This window comes from Clostridium sp. 1001271st1 H5 (assembly GCF_005845215.1).
GTDB lineage: Bacteria > Bacillota > Clostridia > Lachnospirales > Lachnospiraceae > Enterocloster.
The window spans coordinates 67,388-88,709 of the sequence record NZ_SPHO01000017.1 but is presented as its reverse complement, the minus strand read 5'-3'; the positions used below and the strand labels follow the sequence as shown (position 1 = coordinate 88,709).

General features: G+C 51.0%; 18 protein-coding genes. 14 read left to right on the top strand and 4 right to left on the bottom strand.

Annotated elements, in window-relative coordinates:
* Window positions 1–22: 22 nt before the first annotated feature.
* From gatC to FGS84_RS22260, 5 genes are all read left to right on the top strand, one after another.
* On the top strand, window positions 23–316 hold the full coding sequence (gatC, locus tag FGS84_RS22280; protein ID WP_138310513.1) for an Asp-tRNA(Asn)/Glu-tRNA(Gln) amidotransferase subunit GatC: 294 nt from the start codon (window positions 23–25) through the stop codon (window positions 314–316).
* 13 nt (window positions 317–329) lie between these two features.
* Entirely contained in the window at window positions 330–1,853 is a 1,524-nt protein-coding gene (gatA, locus tag FGS84_RS22275) for an Asp-tRNA(Asn)/Glu-tRNA(Gln) amidotransferase subunit GatA (RefSeq protein ID WP_138310512.1), read from the top strand.
* A complete protein-coding gene (gene gatB / locus FGS84_RS22270; RefSeq protein ID WP_138310511.1) occupies window positions 1,846–3,294 on the top strand; it encodes an Asp-tRNA(Asn)/Glu-tRNA(Gln) amidotransferase subunit GatB in 1,449 nt (482 codons plus the stop codon). The genes gatA and gatB overlap by 8 nt, the downstream gene beginning before the upstream one ends.
* Window positions 3,295–3,523: 229 nt before the next feature.
* Entirely contained in the window at window positions 3,524–4,813 is a 1,290-nt protein-coding gene (locus FGS84_RS22265; protein WP_138310510.1) for an aminotransferase, read from the top strand.
* A gap of 189 nt (window positions 4,814–5,002) precedes the next feature.
* Window positions 5,003–5,575: a hypothetical protein gene (locus FGS84_RS22260; RefSeq protein WP_138310509.1), complete on the top strand. Its 573-nt coding sequence runs from the start codon at window positions 5,003–5,005 to the stop codon at window positions 5,573–5,575.
* 105 nt (window positions 5,576–5,680) lie between these two features.
* Here the strand turns inward: FGS84_RS22260 and FGS84_RS22255 are convergent, their stop codons facing one another.
* Window positions 5,681–6,871, bottom strand: coding sequence for an iron-containing alcohol dehydrogenase (locus FGS84_RS22255; protein WP_195469886.1), 1,191 nt, complete (start codon window positions 6,869–6,871; stop codon window positions 5,681–5,683).
* A 230-nt stretch (window positions 6,872–7,101) separates the two neighbouring features.
* Between FGS84_RS22255 and hflK the strand changes: the two genes are divergently transcribed.
* Together hflK and FGS84_RS22245 are read left to right on the top strand one after the other, a co-directional pair.
* A complete protein-coding gene (hflK, locus tag FGS84_RS22250; protein ID WP_138310507.1) occupies window positions 7,102–8,304 on the top strand; it encodes an FtsH protease activity modulator HflK in 1,203 nt (400 codons plus the stop codon).
* On the top strand, window positions 8,304–9,185 hold the full coding sequence (locus FGS84_RS22245) for a protease modulator HflC (RefSeq protein WP_138310506.1): 882 nt from the start codon (window positions 8,304–8,306) through the stop codon (window positions 9,183–9,185). The genes hflK and FGS84_RS22245 overlap by 1 nt, the downstream gene beginning before the upstream one ends.
* Window positions 9,186–9,368: 183 nt before the next feature.
* On the opposite strand, the gene FGS84_RS22240 is transcribed toward FGS84_RS22245, so the two are convergent.
* A complete protein-coding gene (locus FGS84_RS22240) occupies window positions 9,369–10,295 on the bottom strand; it encodes a LysR family transcriptional regulator (RefSeq protein WP_138310505.1) in 927 nt (308 codons plus the stop codon).
* 169 nt (window positions 10,296–10,464) lie between these two features.
* On the opposite strand from FGS84_RS22240, the gene FGS84_RS22235 reads away from it, so the two are divergent.
* The 7 genes from FGS84_RS22235 to FGS84_RS22205 all read left to right on the top strand — a co-directional run bounded on the left by FGS84_RS22235 (window position 10,465) and on the right by FGS84_RS22205 (window position 18,776).
* A complete protein-coding gene (locus tag FGS84_RS22235; RefSeq protein ID WP_002568474.1) occupies window positions 10,465–10,929 on the top strand; it encodes an Lrp/AsnC family transcriptional regulator in 465 nt (154 codons plus the stop codon).
* A gap of 45 nt (window positions 10,930–10,974) precedes the next feature.
* Entirely contained in the window at window positions 10,975–11,817 is an 843-nt protein-coding gene (locus tag FGS84_RS22230) for an aminotransferase class IV (protein WP_138310504.1), read from the top strand.
* A gap of 47 nt (window positions 11,818–11,864) precedes the next feature.
* Window positions 11,865–12,875: an FAD:protein FMN transferase gene (locus tag FGS84_RS22225; protein ID WP_207739982.1), complete on the top strand. Its 1,011-nt coding sequence runs from the start codon at window positions 11,865–11,867 to the stop codon at window positions 12,873–12,875.
* Between the two features lie 100 nt (window positions 12,876–12,975).
* Window positions 12,976–13,404, top strand: a complete 429-nt coding sequence (locus FGS84_RS22220) for a GtrA family protein (RefSeq protein WP_138310503.1) — start codon at window positions 12,976–12,978, stop codon at window positions 13,402–13,404.
* Between the two features lie 15 nt (window positions 13,405–13,419).
* Window positions 13,420–16,569, top strand: coding sequence for a YfhO family protein (locus tag FGS84_RS22215; RefSeq protein ID WP_138310502.1), 3,150 nt, complete (start codon window positions 13,420–13,422; stop codon window positions 16,567–16,569).
* A gap of 13 nt (window positions 16,570–16,582) precedes the next feature.
* On the top strand, window positions 16,583–17,977 hold the full coding sequence (gene argH / locus FGS84_RS22210) for an argininosuccinate lyase (protein ID WP_138310501.1): 1,395 nt from the start codon (window positions 16,583–16,585) through the stop codon (window positions 17,975–17,977).
* 106 nt (window positions 17,978–18,083) lie between these two features.
* Complete coding sequence (locus tag FGS84_RS22205; protein ID WP_138310500.1) at window positions 18,084–18,776, top strand: Crp/Fnr family transcriptional regulator; 693 nt, start codon at window positions 18,084–18,086, stop codon at window positions 18,774–18,776.
* A gap of 126 nt (window positions 18,777–18,902) precedes the next feature.
* Here FGS84_RS22205 and FGS84_RS22200 read toward each other — a convergent pair whose 3' ends face one another.
* Both FGS84_RS22200 and FGS84_RS22195 read right to left on the bottom strand, forming a co-directional pair.
* The gene (locus FGS84_RS22200) at window positions 18,903–19,913 is read right to left on the bottom strand and encodes a DUF4340 domain-containing protein (RefSeq protein WP_138310499.1); all 1,011 of its coding nucleotides are present in this window, start codon (window positions 19,911–19,913) and stop codon (window positions 18,903–18,905) included.
* Window positions 19,914–19,930: 17 nt separating this feature from the next.
* Entirely contained in the window at window positions 19,931–21,322 is a 1,392-nt protein-coding gene (locus FGS84_RS22195) for a Gldg family protein (protein WP_138310498.1), read from the bottom strand.

Sequence of the window (21,322 nt, the reverse complement as noted above, 5' to 3'; positions counted from 1 at the left end):
TGACTGAGAGGAGCAGAAAATCATGGCAAACAAAATAAGCGACCAGACAATAGAATACGCGGGCATCCTGGCTAAGCTGGAACTTTCTCCGGAGGAAAAGGAGGAAGCAAAGAAGGATATGGGAAGGATGCTGGATTATATAGATAAGCTCAATGAACTGGACACACAGGGAGTGGAGCCCATGTCCCACGTATTTCCGTTAAATAACGTGTTCCGTGAGGATATAGTAACAAATGGGGATGAGAGGGAGCGCATCCTGTCCAACGCACCCCGGCACAAGGACGGAGCATTTAAAGTGCCCAAGACCGTAGAGTAGGAGGAATGGGAGCATGAGCATATTGGATATGACAGCCCTGGAGCTGGGAAGAAGGATTCAGTCAGGGGAAATCACCGCGGTTCAGGCCGCAGAAGCATCCCTGGCACGGATGAAAGCCGTGGAGCCATCCATTCACGCCTACGTGACTGTGGACGAAGAGAGGACCATGGAACGGGCCGGAAAGGTCCAGGCGGAAATTGAGGCAGGAAGGCTGACCGGCCCCCTGGCGGGTGTGCCTGTGGCCATCAAGGATAACATGTGCACGGAAGGAATGCGCACCACCTGCAGCTCCAGGATACTGGAACATTTTGTTCCAACCTATACGGCCCAGGCCGTGGCCAATCTGGAACAGGCAGGAGCCGTCATCCTGGGAAAGACCAACATGGATGAATTTGCCATGGGAAGCACCACGGAGACATCTGCCTTCGGGGTTACCAGGAATCCCTGGAACACGGAGCATGTGCCGGGGGGCTCCTCCGGCGGTTCCTGTGCAGCGGTGGCTGCCGGGGAATGCTTTTATGCCCTGGGGTCCGATACAGGCGGTTCCATACGCCAGCCCAGCGCCTTCTGCGGTGTCACGGGAATCAAGCCCACCTACGGTACCGTGTCCAGGTATGGGCTCATTGCCTATGGTTCTTCTCTGGACCAGATTGGGCCTGTGGCAAAGGACGTGTCGGACTGCGCTGCAATTCTGGAGGTCCTGGCCTCCCACGACCCAAAGGACAGCACGTCCATGGAGCGCGGGGACTGCGGTTTTACTTCGGCCCTGTCATCGGATGTAAAGGGAATGCGCATCGGCATACCGGAATCCTACTTTGGCCAGGGTCTGGACCAGGAGGTAAGGGACGCTGTGCTGGAAGCAGCCGGGGTACTGGGGGAAATGGGGGCTGTGGTGGAAACCTTTGACCTTAAGCTGGTGGAATATGCCATACCTGCTTACTATGTCATTGCCTCCGCAGAAGCCAGTTCCAACCTGTCGCGGTTTGACGGGGTAAAGTACGGGTACCGTGCGCCGGAGTACGAGGACCTTCACAGCATGTACAAGAAAAGCCGTTCCCAGGGATTTGGCCCGGAGGTGAAGCGCCGCATCATGTTGGGCTCCTTTGTGCTGAGTTCCGGCTACTATGACGCATATTATCTGAAGGCCCTCCGCACCAAGGCGCTGATTAAGAAGGAATTTGACCGGGCCTTTGCATCGTACGACGTAATACTGGCGCCTGCAGCGCCAGGGACTGCTCCGCGGCTGGGCCAGTCCCTGGGGGACCCGCTGAAGATGTATCTGGGGGATATCTATACCATTTCCGTGAACCTGGCCGGCCTTCCGGGAATCAGCCTTCCCTGCGGCCTGGATTCAAAAGGGCTTCCCATTGGCCTGCAGCTCATAGGGGACTGTTTTAAGGAAAAGAACATCATACGGGCCGCCTATGCTTACGAGCAGTCCCGGAAGTGGAAGCTGCCTTCTGTGACGGCCGGGACAGCAGAGGTACTGTCCGGCGCCATGACCGGGACAGCAGAGAGGAGGATGAGCCATGAGTAAACAGTACGAGACTGTCATAGGTCTGGAAGTCCATGTGGAGCTGGCCACCAAAACCAAGATTTTCTGCGGCTGTTCCACCCGTTTCGGGGGAGAGCCCAACACCCATACCTGTCCTGTGTGCACCGGTATGCCCGGTTCCCTGCCCGTGCTGAATAAGCAGGTGGTGGAGTATGCGCTGGCAGTGGGGCTGGCTGTCAACTGCCGGATTAACCAGTACTGTAAATTTGACCGGAAGAATTATTTTTATCCGGACAACCCGCAGAACTACCAGATATCCCAGCTCTACCTGCCTATCTGCCATGACGGCTGGGTGGACATAGAGACAGAATCCGGCAGCAGGAAACGTGTGGGAATCCACGAAATCCATATGGAGGAGGATGCAGGCAAGCTGATTCACGATGAGTGGGAGGACTGTTCCCTGGTGGATTACAACCGCAGCGGTGTTCCTCTGATTGAGATTGTATCGGAGCCGGATATGCGCAGCGCCGAGGAAGTCATAGCGTATCTGGAGAAGCTGAGGCTGATTATCCAGTACCTGGGGGCCTCTGACTGCAAGCTCCAGGAAGGCTCCATGAGGGTGGATGTGAACCTGTCCGTAAGGGAGGCAGGTGCGCCTTCGTTTGGCACCAGGACAGAGATGAAAAACCTGAACTCCTTTAAGGCCATCGCCAGGGCCATCGAGGGGGAGCGCAGGCGCCAGATTGAGCTGCTGGAAGAGGGAAAGAAGGTAATCCAGGAGACGCGGCGCTGGGATGACAACAAGGAAAGTTCCAAGGCCATGCGCTCCAAGGAGGATGCCCAGGATTACAGGTATTTTCCTGACCCAGACCTGGCGCCGGTGGTCATAAGCGATGAATGGATTGCCCGGGTAAAGGCCCGCCAGCCGGAGCTGCGCACAGAGAAAATCATCCGCTACAGAGAGGAATACGGACTTCCTGAATATGACGCCAGGCTGCTCACCAGCTCTAAGCACATGGCGGATATCTTTGAGGAGACCACGCGGCTGAGCGGACAGCCCAAGGAGGTATCCAACTGGCTTATGGTGGAGGCCATGCGTCTGATGAAGGAGCAGGAAATGGACCCGGAGGACATGAGATTTTCGCCCGCCCATCTGGCTGCCCTTATCGGTATGGTGGAGAAAAACACCATTAACAGAACAGTTGCCAGGACTGTGTTTGAGGAGATATTCAGGCACGATATTGACCCTGGGAAGTATGTGGAGGAAAAGGGCCTTAAGGTGGTAACGGACGAAGGAACCCTGCGCAGCACCGCGGAGGCGGTAATGGCAGCGAATCCGCAGTCCGTGGAGGATTACAGGAACGGCAAGGAAAAGGCCATGGGATTTCTGGTGGGCCGGACTATGAAGGCCATGAAGGGAAAGGCGGACCCGGCCATGGTAAATAAGCTTGTGAAGGAGCTGCTTGCCGGTAAGGACGTTTAGGCAGGGATGTTTAGGCAGGGATGAACAAGCAGAGACGTATAAGCAGGGATAGAGGCAGAAGGAAAAAGACATAAGCATATCTTTTGACAATATAAGAAAATTTTGTATTGACGGAATGCTTCAATTGGTGTATGCTTTAGTACAATGTACAAAAATGTTGACCGGTGGCTGACAGATGTCTGCCTGACGGACACATTTTATAGAAAATATAGTGAGCCAGGAGGATATTATGAAGCCATATGCAGAGATGACAAAAGAAGAACTGCTTTCACTGCGCCAGGACCTGAAAGCACAGTACCGGGAGTTTCAGGCAAAGGACCTGAAGCTGGATATGTCCAGGGGTAAGCCATGTGTGGAACAGCTGGACCTTTCCATGGGTATGATGGACGTACTGAACAGCGCCAGTGACCTGACCTGCGAGGACGGAACGGACTGCCGCAATTACGGCGTGCTGACAGGTATAGACGAGGCCAAGGTACTGCTGGCAGATATGATGGAGGTGAACCCTTCCACCATTATCATTTACGGCAACTCCAGCCTGAACGTTATGTACGATACCGTGTCCAGGGCCATGACCCACGGAATCATGGGATGCACACCCTGGTGCAAGCTGGATAAGGTGAAATTTCTCTGCCCGGTTCCCGGATATGACCGCCATTTCGCTATCACCGAATACTTCGGCATTGAGATGATTAACGTGCCCATGTCTGAGGATGGACCAGATATGGATATGGTGGAGGAACTGGTGGCTTCCGATGATTCCATCAAGGGAATCTGGTGCGTGCCCAAGTACTCCAATCCCCAGGGCTATTCCTATTCAGACGAGACGGTCCGCCGTTTTGCAAGGCTGAAACCGGCTGCCTCGGACTTCCGTATATTCTGGGATAATGCTTACGGCGTACATCACCTGTATGACCACGACCAGGACCATCTGATTGAGATTCTGGCAGAGTGTAAGAGGGCTGGAAATCCGGACCTGGTTTATAAATTTGCTTCCACCTCCAAAATCAGCTTCCCTGGTTCCGGTATTGCGGCCATTGCCACCTCCCACAATAACCTGGAGGACATCAAGGCCCAGTTAAAGAACCAGACCATTGGCCACGACAAGGTAAATCAGCTGCGCCATGCCCGTTTCTTTAAGGATATCCATGGTATGGTAGAGCATATGAGAAAACATGCAGACATTATCCGCCCCAAATTCGAGGCAGTGGAGGAAATATTGGGACGGGAGCTGGAAGGGCTGGGAATCGGACAGTGGACAAAACCAAAGGGCGGATACTTTATCTCCTTTGATTCCATGGAAGGCTGCGCAAAGGATATCGTGGCCAGGTGCAAGAAGGCAGGCGTGGTCATGACATCGGCCGGAGCCACCTATCCATATGGAAAGGACCCGCATGACTGCAACATCCGTATCGCCCCCACCTATCCCACATTAGGGGATTTGATTATGGCTGCCGAACTGTTCACCCTTTGCGTGAAGCTTTCCTCAGTGGAAAAGCTTTTAAAAACAATGGCATAATTGGAGGGCAGATACCTTCCAAGGAAAATGATTCAAGTGTAAAAATCACCACTTTATCAGATAATGATAGGGAGCGGCGCATCGGAAAAAGATGCGTGCGCTCCCTTCCTCATTGTCCCGGATATCCATGTATAAGGAGGTCCGGGACAGATTTAAGGGCAGGGACCATCTGATAAAGGGGGCAGGACCATGTGGGGCCGGAACATACGGTTTAAAGGAAAATACGACCTCTTCACGATTTATCTGATTCCCGGCGTAACCATATTCCTGGCATCCTTTGACAGCTGGACCGGTACCAACCTGTCTGTCCTGGGCAACCGGACCGGCAATAAGCTGCTGTTTGCAGTGTGGGGATTTGCCACCGGCATCTATTACTGTGTGTATGTCCGTTATCTTTTTCACATAGGAAGATACAGGAATCCGGGAGGAAGGACGCTCATGTATACCGCGGCAGCCTTTCTTCTTATGGCAGTTATGATTCCCTACATGCCGGAGGAATATCCCTTAAAGGCAGACCTCCATGTGCTGCTGGCATTTTTTTCGCCTGTGCTTCTGGCCTTCAGCATCATTGGTTTCCTCCGCTTTCTCAGCGCCCGTGACCGGATGCGCTTTCGCAGGGCGTGGGGAATTTTGTGGATGATGGCAGCCTGCTCCGTCCTCTTCCTCCTGGAAGCAGGCTTTATCACCAGCTTTCTGGAAATATTCATCATCACAGGACTGTGCGGATATCTGCGCTATATGGAACAGCTTCTGGCAGCGTAAAGGCGGCAAAATGAAAAGGGTGGGAAAGACGAATTCTTTCCCACCCTTTTCGGGCAGTAAAAACAAACCGTTTATATGGAGTGTATTAACACAAAAGGGGGCTTTTTAAAAGTTCACTTCCTCGTCATAGTAGCAGCATTTCAGCAGCTGTTCCATAACCTTGGGGGTGATGGCCCTTGGATTGGACCCGGTGCAGGCATCGCCTACAGCCAGTTCGGCAACCTGTGGAAGCTTATCCATGAATTCCTTCTCATCAATGATTCCGCCCTCGTAATCCTTTATACAGGCGGGGATGTCCAGAGCCTTGTTCATCTCTAAGAGACGGGCAATAAGGGCATCGGTCAGTTCCTCGTCCGTGGTGCCGGGAAGGCTGATGAATTTGGCAATCTTAGCATATCTGGCGGCGGCCTCAGGTTCTTTGGAGTTATATTTAATAACCTTGGGGAGGTACATTGCATTAGCACAACCGTGAACAATGTGACCGCCGGAATATGCAGCACCTGTCTTATGGGCCATGGAGTGTACGATTCCAAGCAAAGCATTGGAGAACGCCATTCCGGCCAGACACTGTGCATCGTGCATCTTATCACGGGCTTCCATGTCCCCGTTATAAGAAGGTATCAGATACTCGTTAATCATCTCGATGGCATGGAGAGCTAACGGGTCCGTATACTCGCAGTGAAGGGTTGAGACATAAGCCTCAATTGCGTGGGTCATGGCATCCATTCCTGTATGGGCTGTCAGCTTCTTGGGCATGGTTTCAGCCAGGGCAGGGTCCACAATAGCCACATCCGGTGTGATGTTGAAGTCGGCCAGAGGATATTTGATGCCTTTCTTATAATCAGTAATAACGGAAAATGCGGTAACCTCGGTTGCTGTTCCTGATGTGGAGGAAATCGCACAGAATTTAGCTTTGGTACGCAGGGTTGGGAAGTTGAATGGCGTAATCAGGTCCTCAAAGGATGTCTCCGGGTATTCGTAAAATGCCCACATTGCCTTTGCTGCATCAATGGGAGAACCGCCGCCTACTGCCACAATCCAGTCAGGCTCAAATTCCTGCATGGCAGCAGCGCCCTTCATGACTGTATCTACAGATGGGTCAGGCTCAACGCCTTCGAATAATTTAACTTCCATGCCGGCTTCCTTCAGGTAATCAACCACCTTGTCCAGAAAACCAAAACGTTTCATGGAGCCGCCGCCCACAACCACAATGGCTTTTCTGCCGGTCAGGGTCTTCAGGGCATCCAGTGCATCTTTTCCATGGTACAAATCTCTTGGCAGTGTAAATCTCATGATAATACCTCCCATTATATGTAAAATATTGTGTCAGTGTGTTATTTCTTTAACGATTATATCTTAACACCATTGACCGGGAATGGGTAGGTATGAAAAAGGAATACCGGTATTCCTTTTCCGGCATCTCCCTAAAGGAATTATAAAATTATTGGAAACTCAGGGTAAATGCTATCCGGTATGTGAAACTTATGGTATACTTCTCTAAAATGACTGAGAAAGGGGAATACCGGATGAATTTTTTCATGGGTAAGAAGTTCGTGGGACCTGGAGGAGGCAGCAATAAACAGGGACCGGAAGTAGTATTTGACAACGGGGAAGAAAGCAATAAGAGGATGAAGAAGATGCTCCGTCCCATAAAGATAGCCATTGTGGTGGCTGTCCTGGCAATAGCGGCCTTTGATTCGTTCTACACCCTGTCTGAAAATGAGATGGCAGTGCTGACCACCTTCGGACGTCCCAGCAGCGTAACTACCTCAGGACCCAAGTTCAAGGTGCCCTTCATACAGAAGGTACATAAGATGTCCAAGGAAATAAAGGGTATGCCCATTGGATACGACCCGGACTACAATGCGCAGAATCATGCGGACAGCGAGAACAATCCTGTTTCGGTTACGTCCGAGTCAGAGATGATAACCAAGGATTTTAACTTTGTGAATGTGGATTTTTATATTGAATATCAGATTGTGGACCCAATTAAAGCATACATCCACAGCGACACGGCCATTCCTATTTTAAAGAACCTGGCCCAGTCCTATATAAGGGATACCGTCGGCTCCTACAGCGTGGACGAGGTAATAACCACCGGAAAATCCGAGATTCAGGCAAAGGTCAAGGCGCTGCTGTCTGAGCGCCTGGAGCAGGAGGACATCGGCCTGGGCATCAACAATGTGACCATCCAGGACGCGCAGCCTCCAACGGATGCAGTGAACAATGCATTTAAGGCAGTGGAGGATGCCAAGCAGGGTATGGATACCAAAATCAATGAGGCCAGGAAGTACCAGTCCCAGCAGCTTCCGGCAGCCAACGCAAAGGCCGATAAAGCTGCCAGGGATGCGGAAGCCTACCGCCAGCAGAGAATCAGCGAGGCAGAGGGCCAGGTATCCAGGTTCAACGATATGTACCAGGAATATGCAAAGTATCCGCTTATCACAAAGAAGAGAATGTTCTATGAAACCATGGAGGATATCCTGCCGGGTTTAAAGGTTATCATAAACGGCTCAGACGGGACCCAGACCATGCTTCCTCTGGATTCCTTTGTCACCGGACCCCAGACCGGCACCGGTTCACAGGGTTCCTACAGCAGCCAGGATAATCAGACAAACCAGGCAAACCAGGCCAGCCAGGAGGGTTCAGGCAGCCAAAGCAGCCAGTCCGGCGCCTATGACCAGGATGATACGGATGAAAACAATGACCAGAACGGAGGCGGACAGTAATGAAGACATTGACGAAATTTATGAGAAACATGGGAATACTGGTTATCGTGCTCCTGGCTGTCACCATCTTTAATCCGCTGGTGGTTACCAAATCCAATGAGTACTCCCTGATTATCCAGTTCGGAAAAGTAGTCAGGGTGGAGGATTCGGCAGGTCCCTCCCTCAGGGTCCCCTTCCTGCAGTCTGTGCAGAAAATACCCAAATATAAAATGATATCCGACCTGTACCCAAGCGATGTCACCACAAAGGATAAAAAGGTGATGACCGTTGATTCCTTTGTTATATGGGATATCAACGACCCGGTGAAATATCTGGCCTCCCTGAACGCCAGCAAGGAAAAAGCTGAGGTCAGGCTGGGAAATGTGGTATATAACTCTATTAAGAATGTGCTCTCATCCACCAACCAGGCGGATATCATATCCGGCCGGGACGGGAACCTGGCCAGGACCATTACGGAGAACATTGGCAACGCCATGGATTCCTACGGCATCCACATTTATGCGGTGGAGACAAAGAAGCTGGACCTTCCCGACTCCAATAAGGAGTCTGTATACCAGAGAATGATATCCGAGCGAAACAACATTGCTGCCCAGTACACGGCTGACGGCGATTATCAGTCCTCCCTGATTAAGAACGAGACAGACAAGACAGTAAAGGAAACCATTGCAAAGGCCAATGCGGAGGCGGAAAAAATCAAGGCAGAGGGCGAGGCCAGGTACATGCAGATATTAAGCGATGCCTACAATGACGAGGCAAAGGCTGACTTCTATAATTATGTGCGCTCCCTGGATGCCCTGAAGGCTTCCCTGAAAGGGGATAATAAGACCGTTATACTGAACGAGGACAGTGAGCTGGCCAGGATTCTTTCCGGGTCATGGTAATATGGGAGACTGCCTTATATAATAGGAAATAAAGGGCGTTTTCCGGAAACAGAGTATTTCCTTAGATAATAAGCCGGATTACACCGGTTATCACATACTATAAGCCCGTCAGCCGCTGCAATGTGAGAGGCTGACGGGCTTATAGAATATATATATGGAAGGAATGAGGCAAATCACTGATAATCAGTCAGAGAGCCGGCTTATCATACGTGAGAGGCACCGGAGGAATTCCTCCTCTTCCTTGGAAAAACGGTAGCCGTTCCTGTAAATCAGCAGGTCCTTGTGGAGGTTGCCGGGATAACTGCAGGTTTTTTGAATCAGGCCCGAGGTGGTGAGGCAGCCGCAGGGGACCGGGGAGGTCCACATGTAGGAACCGGGCAGCTGGCGCAGCAGCTCAAACTGGCTGCCCCTGTCATAGATGGAAACGGTTTTCTTGGAGTTGCCGCCGGTGGCAGAGGCGTCCTGGGCCTCAAAGGTAAAGGACGGGTTCTGGATGTCCCCCTGGACGATTTCAATGTAATCCGTAAAATCCAGATAAGTCAGCCCGTTCCTGGAAGCCAGGGGGTGGCTGGGGGACATAAGAACATTACAGGAAAACTGCCACAGCTCCTTCCACTCCAGGTTCTCATCCTGGAGAAGCTTCATATAATAGGATTCATACAGGGACTGACAGCGTATGATGCCCACATCAAAGGTCTTGCCGGACACGCCCCGGATAGTATCCCTGGAGTTGGTTTCCATGTAATGCACATTGACGGAGGGACAGGTGTCCATATGCTTAAGGAATTCAGAGAAGGCGTAGGAAATATAGGTGGCTCTGGGAACACAGAGATTCACCTCCAGGGCCTTTTCGCCGTTCTTTACGCAGAGAGCCTCTATCTGTTCCTCCTGCACCAGGATTGCCCTTGCATAGCGCAGGAATTCCTCGCCCTTTTTGGTGGGAACCATGCCGCGGCTGGTTCTGTCGAAGATATCGCATCCCAGGTCCCGTTCCAGTTCACGGATGATTTTACTCAGATGGGGCTGATTCATATAAAAATTCTGAGCCGCCTTTGTGATGGACCCAGTTTTTTCCACTTCTACCGCATATTTCAAATAAGAGAGATTCATAGTACAACTCCTGGATGATTTGTGTTATAATGTCCACGCAGGCATTGAGAAGGCTCCTGCCGGAAAGCAAAGCCTGTGCCGCCGATGATTCGGGGACAATGCATTCTATCCACCTACCAGTATATACTACGAAACTATATTTGAAAAGCTAAAATAACAGGGGGACAAGATGGATAAACTTGACTATAAAATACTGAATATCCTAAAAGAGAACGGAAGGGAGACAGCCTCAGACATCAGCAAGGCCATTCACCTGTCCGTATCAGCCGTCCTGGACCGCATCAAGAAGATGGAAGAGTCCGGCATCATCAAGGGCTATACGGTAAGAGTGGATGCCAAGGCCCTGGGCAACGATGTCACGGCCCTGATGGAAATCAGCCTGGAGCATCCCAGGTTCCACGATTCCTTTACCGAGGTCATCATGGACCATCCCAATATCCTGGACTGTTACTATCTGACCGGGGATTATGACTTTGTGCTGAAGATATCATGCGCCTCCTCCGATGAGCTGGAGCGTATCCACCGCACCATCAAGAGCATACCCGGTGTATCAGCCACCAGGACCCATTTCGTGCTGAAGGAAATCAAAAACATGTATTCCGCCATACCGGAAGAAGAGAAAAAGCGGTTTTAGCTTCATGTTTCAATGAGAATTATTATTAAAAAGGAGATTACATATATGAAAACGCTTGGCTATTATAATGGAAAGTACGACGAACTGGAGAACATGAGTGTTCCCATGAATGACAGGGTGTGCTGGTTTGGGGACGGCGTATACGATGCAGGTCCCTGCCGCAATTACAAGATTTTCGCAATCGACGAGCACATTGACCGCTTCTTCAACAGCGCGGGCCTTATCAAGATTCAGGTGCCCTGTACAAAGGCAGAGCTGAAGGCCCTGCTTCAGGACCTGGTCAATAAGATGGATACAGGGGATTTGTTCATTTACTTCCAGGTAACCCGCGGCACTGCTGTCAGGACCCATGAATTCCCGGATAACGTACCGGCCAATCTCTGGGTTATGCTAAAGCCCATGGGAACACCGGACCTGTATAAGAAGATTCGCCTGCTCACCCAGGAGGATACCCGTTTCTTCCACTGCAACATCAAAACCCTGAACCTGCTGCCCAGCGTTATGGCTGCCCAGAAGGCAAAAGAGGCAGGATGCCAGGAAGCAGTATTCCACAGAGGCGACCGTGTAACAGAATGCGCCCACAGCAACTGCCATATCCTAAAGGACGGCATTCTCTACACAGCCCCTGCCGACAACCTGATACTTCCGGGTATTGCAAGGGCCCATCTGATTCGCATTTGCAAGAAACTGGAGATTCCGGTAAGTGAGACTCCCTATACCCTGAAGGAGATGATGGATGCGGACGAGGTTCTGGTGACATCATCCACCAAACTGTGTGTGGCTGCCAATGAGATTGACGGTACTCCGGTGGGAGGCAGGGCGCCTGAGACTATTAAGAAGATTCTGGACGCTGTAATGGATGAGTATATGGAAGAAACCAATGCCTAAAGCCTCCTGCCTTGACTTTTACAGGGACGGGTGCTAGAATGTAAGGCATGAAAAATACAGGATTAAAGACAATAATAACAGCAGGTTTGATTATCGTGTGCACGGCTTGGCTGGCAGGATGCAGCAAGAAAGTTGCGGATCCTGTCACCAGGTCGTCTTTTTTGTTGAACACATTTGTAACTGTAACCTTATATGATTCAGAAGACCAGACCATACTGGACGGCTGCATGGCTCTGTGCTCCGACTATGAGAAACTGCTCAGCAAGACTCTGGAGGGCAGTGAGATTTATAAAATGAACCACCGCAGACCGGGGGAGAGAACCATTACCGTATCGGAGAAAACAGCCCAGGTTCTGGCGGAGGGGCTGGAGTACTGCCGTGTGTCCCGGGGGGCCTTTGACATTACCATAGAGCCCTTAAGTTCCCTTTGGGATTTTACCGGTGAAACGCCCCATGTACCTCCCAGGGAGGAAATTGAGGCGGATTTAAAAAAAGTGGGATATAAGAATGTGATTCTGGATGGGAACCAGGTCACCTTCCTCAACGACGATACCACCATTGACCTGGGAGCCATAGCCAAGGGTTTCATAGCAGACCAGATGAAGGCGTACCTGGAGGAACAGGGAGTGAAAAGCGCGGTCATTAACCTGGGCGGTAATGTGCTCTGCGTGGGAAAACGCCCGGACGGCAGTCCCTTTAAGATAGGGCTTCAAAGACCCTATGCAACCCATACGGAGACAGTGGCAGCGCTGAAGATAGACGGTATGTCTGTGGTTTCCTCCGGTGTATACGAGCGTCATTTTGTGGAGGATGGCGTCAACTATCATCACATACTGGACCCGGCCACCGGATATCCCTATGAAAACGGTCTGACCCAGGTATCCATCATTTCACCCAGGTCAGTGGACGGGGACGGGCTGAGCACCACCTGCTTTGCCCTGGGGCTGGAGGAGGGAACCAGGCTCATAGAGTCCATGGACCGCATCTACGGCATATTTCTCACGGATGACGGGGAACTCCATTATACCAGGGGGGCGGAGGATTTCCTGTACAGATAATGGTTTGTTCTTTACAATTCCATGATGCTACCATATAATAGAAGGGATTATTGCTCCAGGGCCGGTCTGCGTACACTCTGGAACAAAGCAGGAGCAGAAGATGTTACGTAAAATATGGGAAAAATGTGTTAACTATGAGACGGTAAGCTACATTATATGCGGGTTCCTTACCACGGCAGTGGACTTTGCCGTATATGCCCTGCTGAGGCAGATTGAGATTGGCGTGGGCCTGTCCCAGGCCATGTCATGGCTGGCGGCTGTGCTGTTTGCCTATGTGGTGAACAAGCTGATTGTGTTCCGCAATTACAATCTAAGACCTTCCTACCTTGTGAAGGAGGTGGGAGCATTTGTAGCTGCCAGGGCATTCTCAGGGGCAGTTACCTGGGTGCTTATGGTTGTCATGGTAAAATTAGGCGGTGACAGGGGAATGCTGTATGAGCTGTTCTGCAAGTTCACATCCTCTGTCATCAACATGGTACTGAACTATATTTTCAGCAAACTCTGGATATTCAAGAATAAGCCTGAATAGAGAAAGGTGACTGTGATGGAACGTGAAGAGATAGAACGGGTTGAACGGGAGCTTGACGCAATTCTGAAGCTTGTGCAGCCAGAACCGACCATGCAGGATAAAACCAGGGAGGAAGCGCTCTCAGAGGAGCCGGTTCCCGACGGGGATAAAAAGACATCAGAGGATAAGAAAACATATGGGGCGGATTCCGGCAGGACAGATTCCCGCAGGGAGGACAGGGGAGACCTCAGGTCCCGCGGCGCGGGGGGATGTTTGCCGGAAGAATGTACGCTGGAGGAATATCTATTCGGAGAGGCCGCATCTGAGGCGGCTGCCTCCCGGGGATGTGTTCCGGTGAATGACAGGCCGGCGGAATTTGCCTCAGCGAGATATGCTTCAGGAGAATATAGTCACGGAGAGCATAATCACGGAGAGTATAGTCCCGGAGGATACGCATCGGATAATTACGCATCAGATGATTATGCATCAGACGAATATACATCAGAGGAAGACGAATACGGAATGGAAGAAGAGAATGAGACTGCCGGACAGGACAGGCAGCAGTACGATGAGAGAAAGACAGGGATGTCACGGACAGGAAACAGGCGCGGACTTCGGTTATTAAAGCCTTCGGACGGTCTGGTGGCAGCATTTTTTGTCCCGGTGGTTGCCATGATTATTATATTTGCCCAGAGAGGTATCTTTCCCTTTGGGGAAGAATGTTTTCTCAGGACAGATATGTATCATCAGTATGCGCCGTTTTTTTCAGAGTTCCAGTATAAGCTGACCCACGGCGGAAGCCTGCTTTACAGCTGGGATATCGGCATGGGGGTGAATTTTTCGGCGCTTTATGCCTATTACCTGGCAAGCCCGGTGAACTGGCTCCTTATACTATGCCCCAAAAAGTTCATCATTGAGTTCATGACCATACTGATTGTCCTTAAAACAGGACTGTCCGGACTCAGCTTTTCATGGTATCTGAAAAAGCACTTTGGAGTCAAGAATTTCGGCGTGGGCTTTTTCGGTATTTTTTATGCCCTCAGCGGATATATGGCTGCCTATAGCTGGAACATCATGTGGCTGGACTGCATCATGCTGTTTCCGCTGATTCTTTTGGGACTGGAACAGCTGGTAAAGGAGAAAAGAGGGACACTCTACTGCATTACCCTGGGTCTTTCCATCCTTTCCAATTACTATATATCCATCATGATTTGCATTTTCATGGTCATCTATGTGATTGCGCAGATGATACTCAATCCACCGAAAAGCTTTGGGGAATTCATGGGAACCGGGCTGCGGTTTGCCTTTTATTCCCTGCTGGCAGGCGGTCTTGCCGCGGTGGTGCTTCTGCCGGAGATTTATGCGCTGCAGGTCACTGCATCAGGGGATTTTGACTTTCCCAAGACATTTTCCTCCTATTTTTCCATTTTTGACATGATTGCCCGCCACATAGGAAATGTGGGAACCGAAATAGGTCTGGACCACTGGCCTAATATATACTGCGGTGTGGCAGTGCTCATGTTCTTCCTGCTCTATCTGGGCAGTAAGAAGATTACGTTCAGGGAAAAAGCAGTGTACTGCACCATGCTGATTCTGTTTTACGCCAGCTTTTCCGTTAATGTGCTGAATTTTATCTGGCATGGGTTTCACTATCCCAACAGCCTTCCCTGCCGGCAGTCCTTCATTTATATAGCACTGATGCTGTTTATGTGTTACCATGCCTACATCCATCTGGAGAATACGCCATGGAAGCATATATGCCTGGCGTTCTGGGGAGCTGTTACCTTTGTGCTGCTGGCTGAAAAGCTGGTGAATAATCCGGAACAGTACCATTTTTCCGTATTCTATGTGGCAATTTTATTCATTGCCATGTATGGCGGACTGGTTTATCAGTACCACAAGGGAAAATGGAGTCTGGACGCCATTCTTCTCACGGCCCTGGCCCTGGTTGCCATTGAGGCGGCTGTGAATACTGCAGTGACCAGTATTCCCACCACCAGCAGGACATCCTATGTTAAGGATAACCAGGATGTGGAAGAACTGGTGTGGAATATAAAGGCGGAAAGCTTTTACCGTGTGGAAAAGACAGACAGAAAGACAAAGAATGACGGTGCCTGGATGAATTTCCCATCTGTATCCCTGTTCTCATCCACTGCCAATGCATCCCTGTCGGATTTCTTCCGCAGGATGGGGTGTGAGAGTTCTACCAATGCTTACAGCATCACGGGAAGCACTCCATTGGTGGACAGCCTGTTGTCCGTGCGCTACGGCATATACGGGGACCAGCAGCCTTCCGACGGACTGAGGGAGTTGTCCGCAAGAAAAGGAAGCATGTGGCTGTACGAGAATAAATTCACCCTTCCCGTGGCATTCATGCTGCCCCGGGATGTGGAAGGAAACTGGATTTTGGATTCAGGGAATCCGGCCCATGTCCAGAACGATTTATGCGATGTGCTGGATACAGAGCATGTGCTTCTGCCCAACGAAAGCGTTACAGAGGGAAAGAAACTTACATTTACAGCCGAGGAAACAGGCGATTACTATGTGTATGTGACCAATAAAAAGGTGAAGGAGGTCACGGCTGTAATCGGCGAGCAGACAGAAAGCTTTGACAATGTGGACCGGGGCTATTTCATGGAACTGGGCCGTATCAACAAGGATGCGCAGGTGCATCTGGAGGCAGGGGATGAGGGCAGCCCAACCCTGCAGGCAGAGGTGTGGCGCTTTAATCCACAGGCCCTGGAAGCTGTTTACGGGAAAATGAATCAGAATCCCCTGGTGCTTTCCAGGTGGACGGATACAGAACTGTCAGGCAGCATTACGGCGGACGCAGCAGGCGTTATGTATACCAGTATTCCCTATGATAAGGGATGGAGTATCCTGGTGGACGGAAAGCCGGCAGCGCCCAGGAAAATGTTTGACACATTCCTGGCAGTGGATATCAGCGAAGGAACCCACCGAATCAGTTTTTCCTATGAACCGGAGGGCCTTAAGTACGGGGCCTGGATTACCGGAATCAGCGCAGCTGTCCTGGGAGCCGCGGTGCTGGCCGGAATCAGCCGGAGGAAGAAAAAGAGCGGTGCGTTAAGCGGATACAGCATAAGTAAGAGCCATAAGGAAAATAGAAAGCGGCAGAAAAAAGAAAGCAGCAAACAGGAAAACAGGACAAAAGAAAATCAGAAATAAGGAGATAACAGCCATGAAATTATGGGGCGGACGTTTTACGAAAGAAACCAATCAGCTGGTACACAATTTTAATGAATCCCTTTCCTTTGACCAGAAGTTCTACCGTCAGGATATCAGGGGCAGCATTGCCCATGTAAAGATGCTGGCAAAGCAGGGAATACTGACGGAACAGGACAGAGATGATATTATCCGCGGATTGGAAAGCATTCTGGAAGACCTGGATAATGGGACGTTGACTATATCATCCGATTCCGGATATGAGGATATCCACTCCTTTGTGGAGGGAACCCTGACTGAACGGATTGGCGAAGCGGGAAAGCGCCTCCATACAGGGCGCAGCCGCAACGACCAGGTGGCTCTGGATATGAAGCTCTATACCAGGGATGAAATTGACGCCATTGAAGCGCTGGTAAAAGAACTGCTGGAAGAGCTGCTGACAGTCATGGAAAAGAATACAGATACTTTTATGCCTGGCTTTACCCATCTGCAGAAGGCCCAGCCCATTACCCTGGCCCACCATATGGGGGCATACTTTGAGATGTTCTCCAGGGACCGTTCACGCCTTAAGGATATACGCAGGCGCATGAATTACTGCCCTCTGGGCTCAGGCGCACTGGCAGGCACCACCTATCCTCTGGACCGGGAATACACGGCGCAGCTGCTGGGCTTTGACGGGCCAACCCTTAATTCCATGGATTCAGTGGCTGACAGGGATTACCTCATTGAGCTTCTCAGTGCCCTTTCCACCATTTCCATGCACCTGTCCCGGTTCTGCGAGGAAATCATAATATGGAATACCAATGAGTACCGGTTTGTGGAGATTGATGATTCCTACAGCACGGGAAGTTCCATTATGCCGCAGAAAAAGAATCCGGATATTGCGGAGCTGATTCGCGGCAAGAGCGGGCGTGTATACGGCGCCCTGGTGTCCATGCTGACCACGATGAAGGGGATTCCCCTGGCTTACAATAAGGACATGCAGGAGGATAAGGAACTTACCTTTGACGCTATTGATACGGTAAAGGGATGCCTGGCCCTGTTTACTGGCATGATTTCCTCCATGAGCTTCCGCCGGGAGGTAATGGAGGCCAGTGCTAAAAACGGCTTTACCAATGCCACGGATGCAGCGGATTATCTGGTGAACAAGGGAGTGCCTTTCAGGGATGCACACGGCATTGTGGGACAGCTGGTCCTTACATGCATTGACAAGGGAATTGCCCTGGATAATCTCAGCCTGGAAGAGTACAAGGCCATCAGTCCGGTGTTTGAGGAGGATGTATATGAGGCCATCAGCATGAAAACCTGCGTGGAGAAACGCCTTACCATAGGAGCTCCCGGACAGGAGGCCATGCAGAAAGTCATTGGGATATATAAAAAGCAGCTGGAAATGGATGACAGCCAGCGGTAATGAATGAGATTTAATCTCACATAAAATCCCTCTTGACGGAAAAATCTCTTGAATATATAATATTTACAGCAAATGAGTTGTAAATGCAACGGAAAGAAGGGCGAATATGGAGGAATGGCTGCCTCTTGTGAAAAAATCTCCGCTATTTTACGGTATCAATGATGATGAGCTCTATACCCTGTTAAAATGCTGTGCCTCTGAGCAGGTGCTCTATGAGGATGGAGAGTACATCTTCCGCATGGGGGAATCGGTCAATAAGGTGCTGGTACTGCTGAGGGGAAAGGCATGTGTTGTCCAGGAAAACTTCTGGGGACATCAGGAACACATATACCATATAAAGGAAGGGGAACTCTTTGGCCAGTCCTATTCCTGCGCCAGGACGCCGGTACTGCCGGTGAGCGTGGTGGCGGAAGGCGGATGCGAGGCATTGTTTCTCAATTACCAGCGGATGATTACATTCTGTCCCCTGGCCTGTGATTTTCATACCAGGTTCATTCACAACATGCTGCGTCTGGTGTCGGAGCATAATGTCAAGCTGGAAAACAAGCTGGAGCATGTGTGCCGCAGAACCACCAGGGAAAAGCTCCTGTCCTATCTGTCGGAGCAGGCCATGGCAAAAGGGGGAAGGGATTTCGACATACCCCATAACCGCCAGGAACTGGCTGAATATCTCTGCGTGGACCGGAGCGCCATGTCCAGTGAGCTGGGTAAGATGCGGGCGGAAGGCATACTGGATTTCCAGAAGAACCACTTTGTGCTCCATGACCAGGGGGCAGGGGAGCGCAAGGAAGGGGCATAGATATATATATTTCAGAGCCGGAATTGAAATAAAATAGATATGATAGCGAAAAGGGAAACAGCAGGCAGAATAGCAGTGCTGTTTCCCTTTCGCAATTTAATGCAACTTTGTATTTGATTCACACTACTATGGATAGACAGCGTTCAGACAACGTTCTGCTTCATCCTTAGATATCAGGTTAACGGCATATGAATCGTCTTTTCTGGTATAATAGCCCTTTCCATCTTCATCGGGGCTTCCAATCATCAATGATACAGTTCCGTTTATGTCTCCGCTTTCATAGGTCCATGAAAGGGTCATCTGCGGCGCAGACAGGCCGAAGCTTCCTAATTCTTCATCACTGGCCTTGTACGATACACAGGATTGGAAGGACAGCCCGCTTATGGCATCCGCAAGATTATTAAGGGCGCCGTTGTCATCCAGACGGCTGGCCTCGTCTTCGCAGGAGTTCCTGTACCAGGCGGTATTGCCTGAATCGTCCGCTGTCTTCTTACAGAACCGGCTGGTCTGCCCATCCCTGGATATTGTTATTTCCCGGATATCCGCGCCTGACACATGGGGAAGGGTTTCTGTTTCCACAAAATCGTAAAGTCCCTTGCCTGCTGTGTCGGCCAGATAGCTGCCTATGATATAAATCCGGCTGTCCCCTTCCACAGCGGCATAGTACCGGGCAGGCGTCCGGGCATTGCCTGCGCTTTCACTGCCGGTCCCCGGGACCTGGCTGCCCAACAGGATGGAACGGGAAGAACCGTCGGAGGATACGGTGTCAAACCTCACGGAAGGATGATCCAGACCATATGACTCCGGGGAATCCGCGCCTTCCAGCTTCCGCTCTGCCTTTAAGTGGGACAGGGTATCTGCCAGGGTGGTCAGGGGATATTGGCGGATAGGGCAGTCATCATCCCCTTTATAGTACCAGGTGCCGTTTTCCTGGGTAAAGGACAGGCTTTTATCATCTGTTTTCCAGGACAGGGCCGAGAGCCCCGGAAGGTCGGTCATATATACCGCAGTGTCTTCCGGTCCGGGTTCTTTTGCCTTTGCACTCCTTCCCTGCTGCCAGGTGATGAAGCCATAGGCGGCGCAGAGAAGGACCAGGGCTCCCAGAGCGGGAACCATTGGCCTTACATGTTTCTTCATGATATAACCTCCTCAGCTTAAAGCTTCCGGCGCTTCATCCAGATTACAAATCCTGCAATCAGGAAAACGACCGGTATGACGATGATGAACAGCGCGCTCCACAGTCCGGCGGATGTTATCATATTATAGGTAATATCCAGGCTTTTGCCGGGAATGGACAGGGGTGTTACGCCGGGCAGTCCGTTGGCAGCGGCATTTATGAACAGGGGAAGGTTGGTGATGCTGGGGAAACGTGACAGGATGGAGTCATCAATCATGCCGGGCGCTGTGATAACGGTAAGCATGGAGGCGGTCCCCTCTTCCTGGTTTACGGTTTCCGTGGCAGTGGCTCCCAGCACATAGGCGCCCTGGGTCTTTTCCTGGGTGACGGGGTCCACCAAAAACGCGGAGTCCGAGGTGGTCAGGAAGGGCTGGACTGTAATGTCCTCCGGGGGATTTTCCTGTATGGTCATGCCCGAGGGCTGAACCAGAAGGGCTGCCGCGGAGGAATCGATTCCCGTAAGGAGGCTGCTGGCAAAATCATAATCCGGAATGACATTAAAGGGATTGTTGTTGTAAAAATGCTGGGGAGCCGGGTCTGCCACGAATCCGTTTTTAAGATCCATTCCGTACTGGGAGCAGAATTCAGTCAGGTTGACCAGGGTATCCTGGGTGCAGCCTGCCAGAAGCATCATGCGGCCTCCGTTTTTCAGGTAATCGGTCAGCATTTCCTTTTCATCCGCGGATATGTCCTTACCGGGGGCGTTCATGATGAGAAGGCTGCAGTCCTGAGGAATAAATCCCTGGGTGAGCAGGTTCAGCTCAGTCACGTTCATGCCGGATTTGTCCATGGCGTCTGTTACGGCTGAGGGGAGCGGGGCTTCTCCGTGCCCGGTCAGTGCATATACGGCGGCAGCCGTATCGCTTGTGACATAGCGGATGGCGCTGGTAATCTGCCCTTCGCCGTCAAAGGCTGTCTCCTTGATTTGCCCGTACTGGTAGTAAACCATGGGGTCAAACTGGATGATATCATCAAACGAAACAGAGGTCTTTTTCCCGGTGGATTCACAGGATACAACCAGGCTTCCCGGCTCCGTGTCCAGGGAGGTAAGCACATCCGGGTGAAGCACCGGGTCGTTGTTCTCCACTGAAATGCGGGGGGAGAGGTCTTTATACAGATTTACAAAGGATGTAATCCGCTCATCCACTGTGTTGGGATCAGCCACAATGTGGATGGTTACATCTCTGTCCAGCTGTGCGGCGATGTCACGGGTGGTATCCCCCAGGGTGAGAATCTTGCCGGAGCTTAAGTCCCGCTTCAGATATTTGGCAGGAAGCTTTCCCACAATCAGGTTCAATACAATGACAGCGGCAATGACCACAAGGGTGAACAATGCCATATAGCTGCCTTTTTTACATTTTCTGGTCAT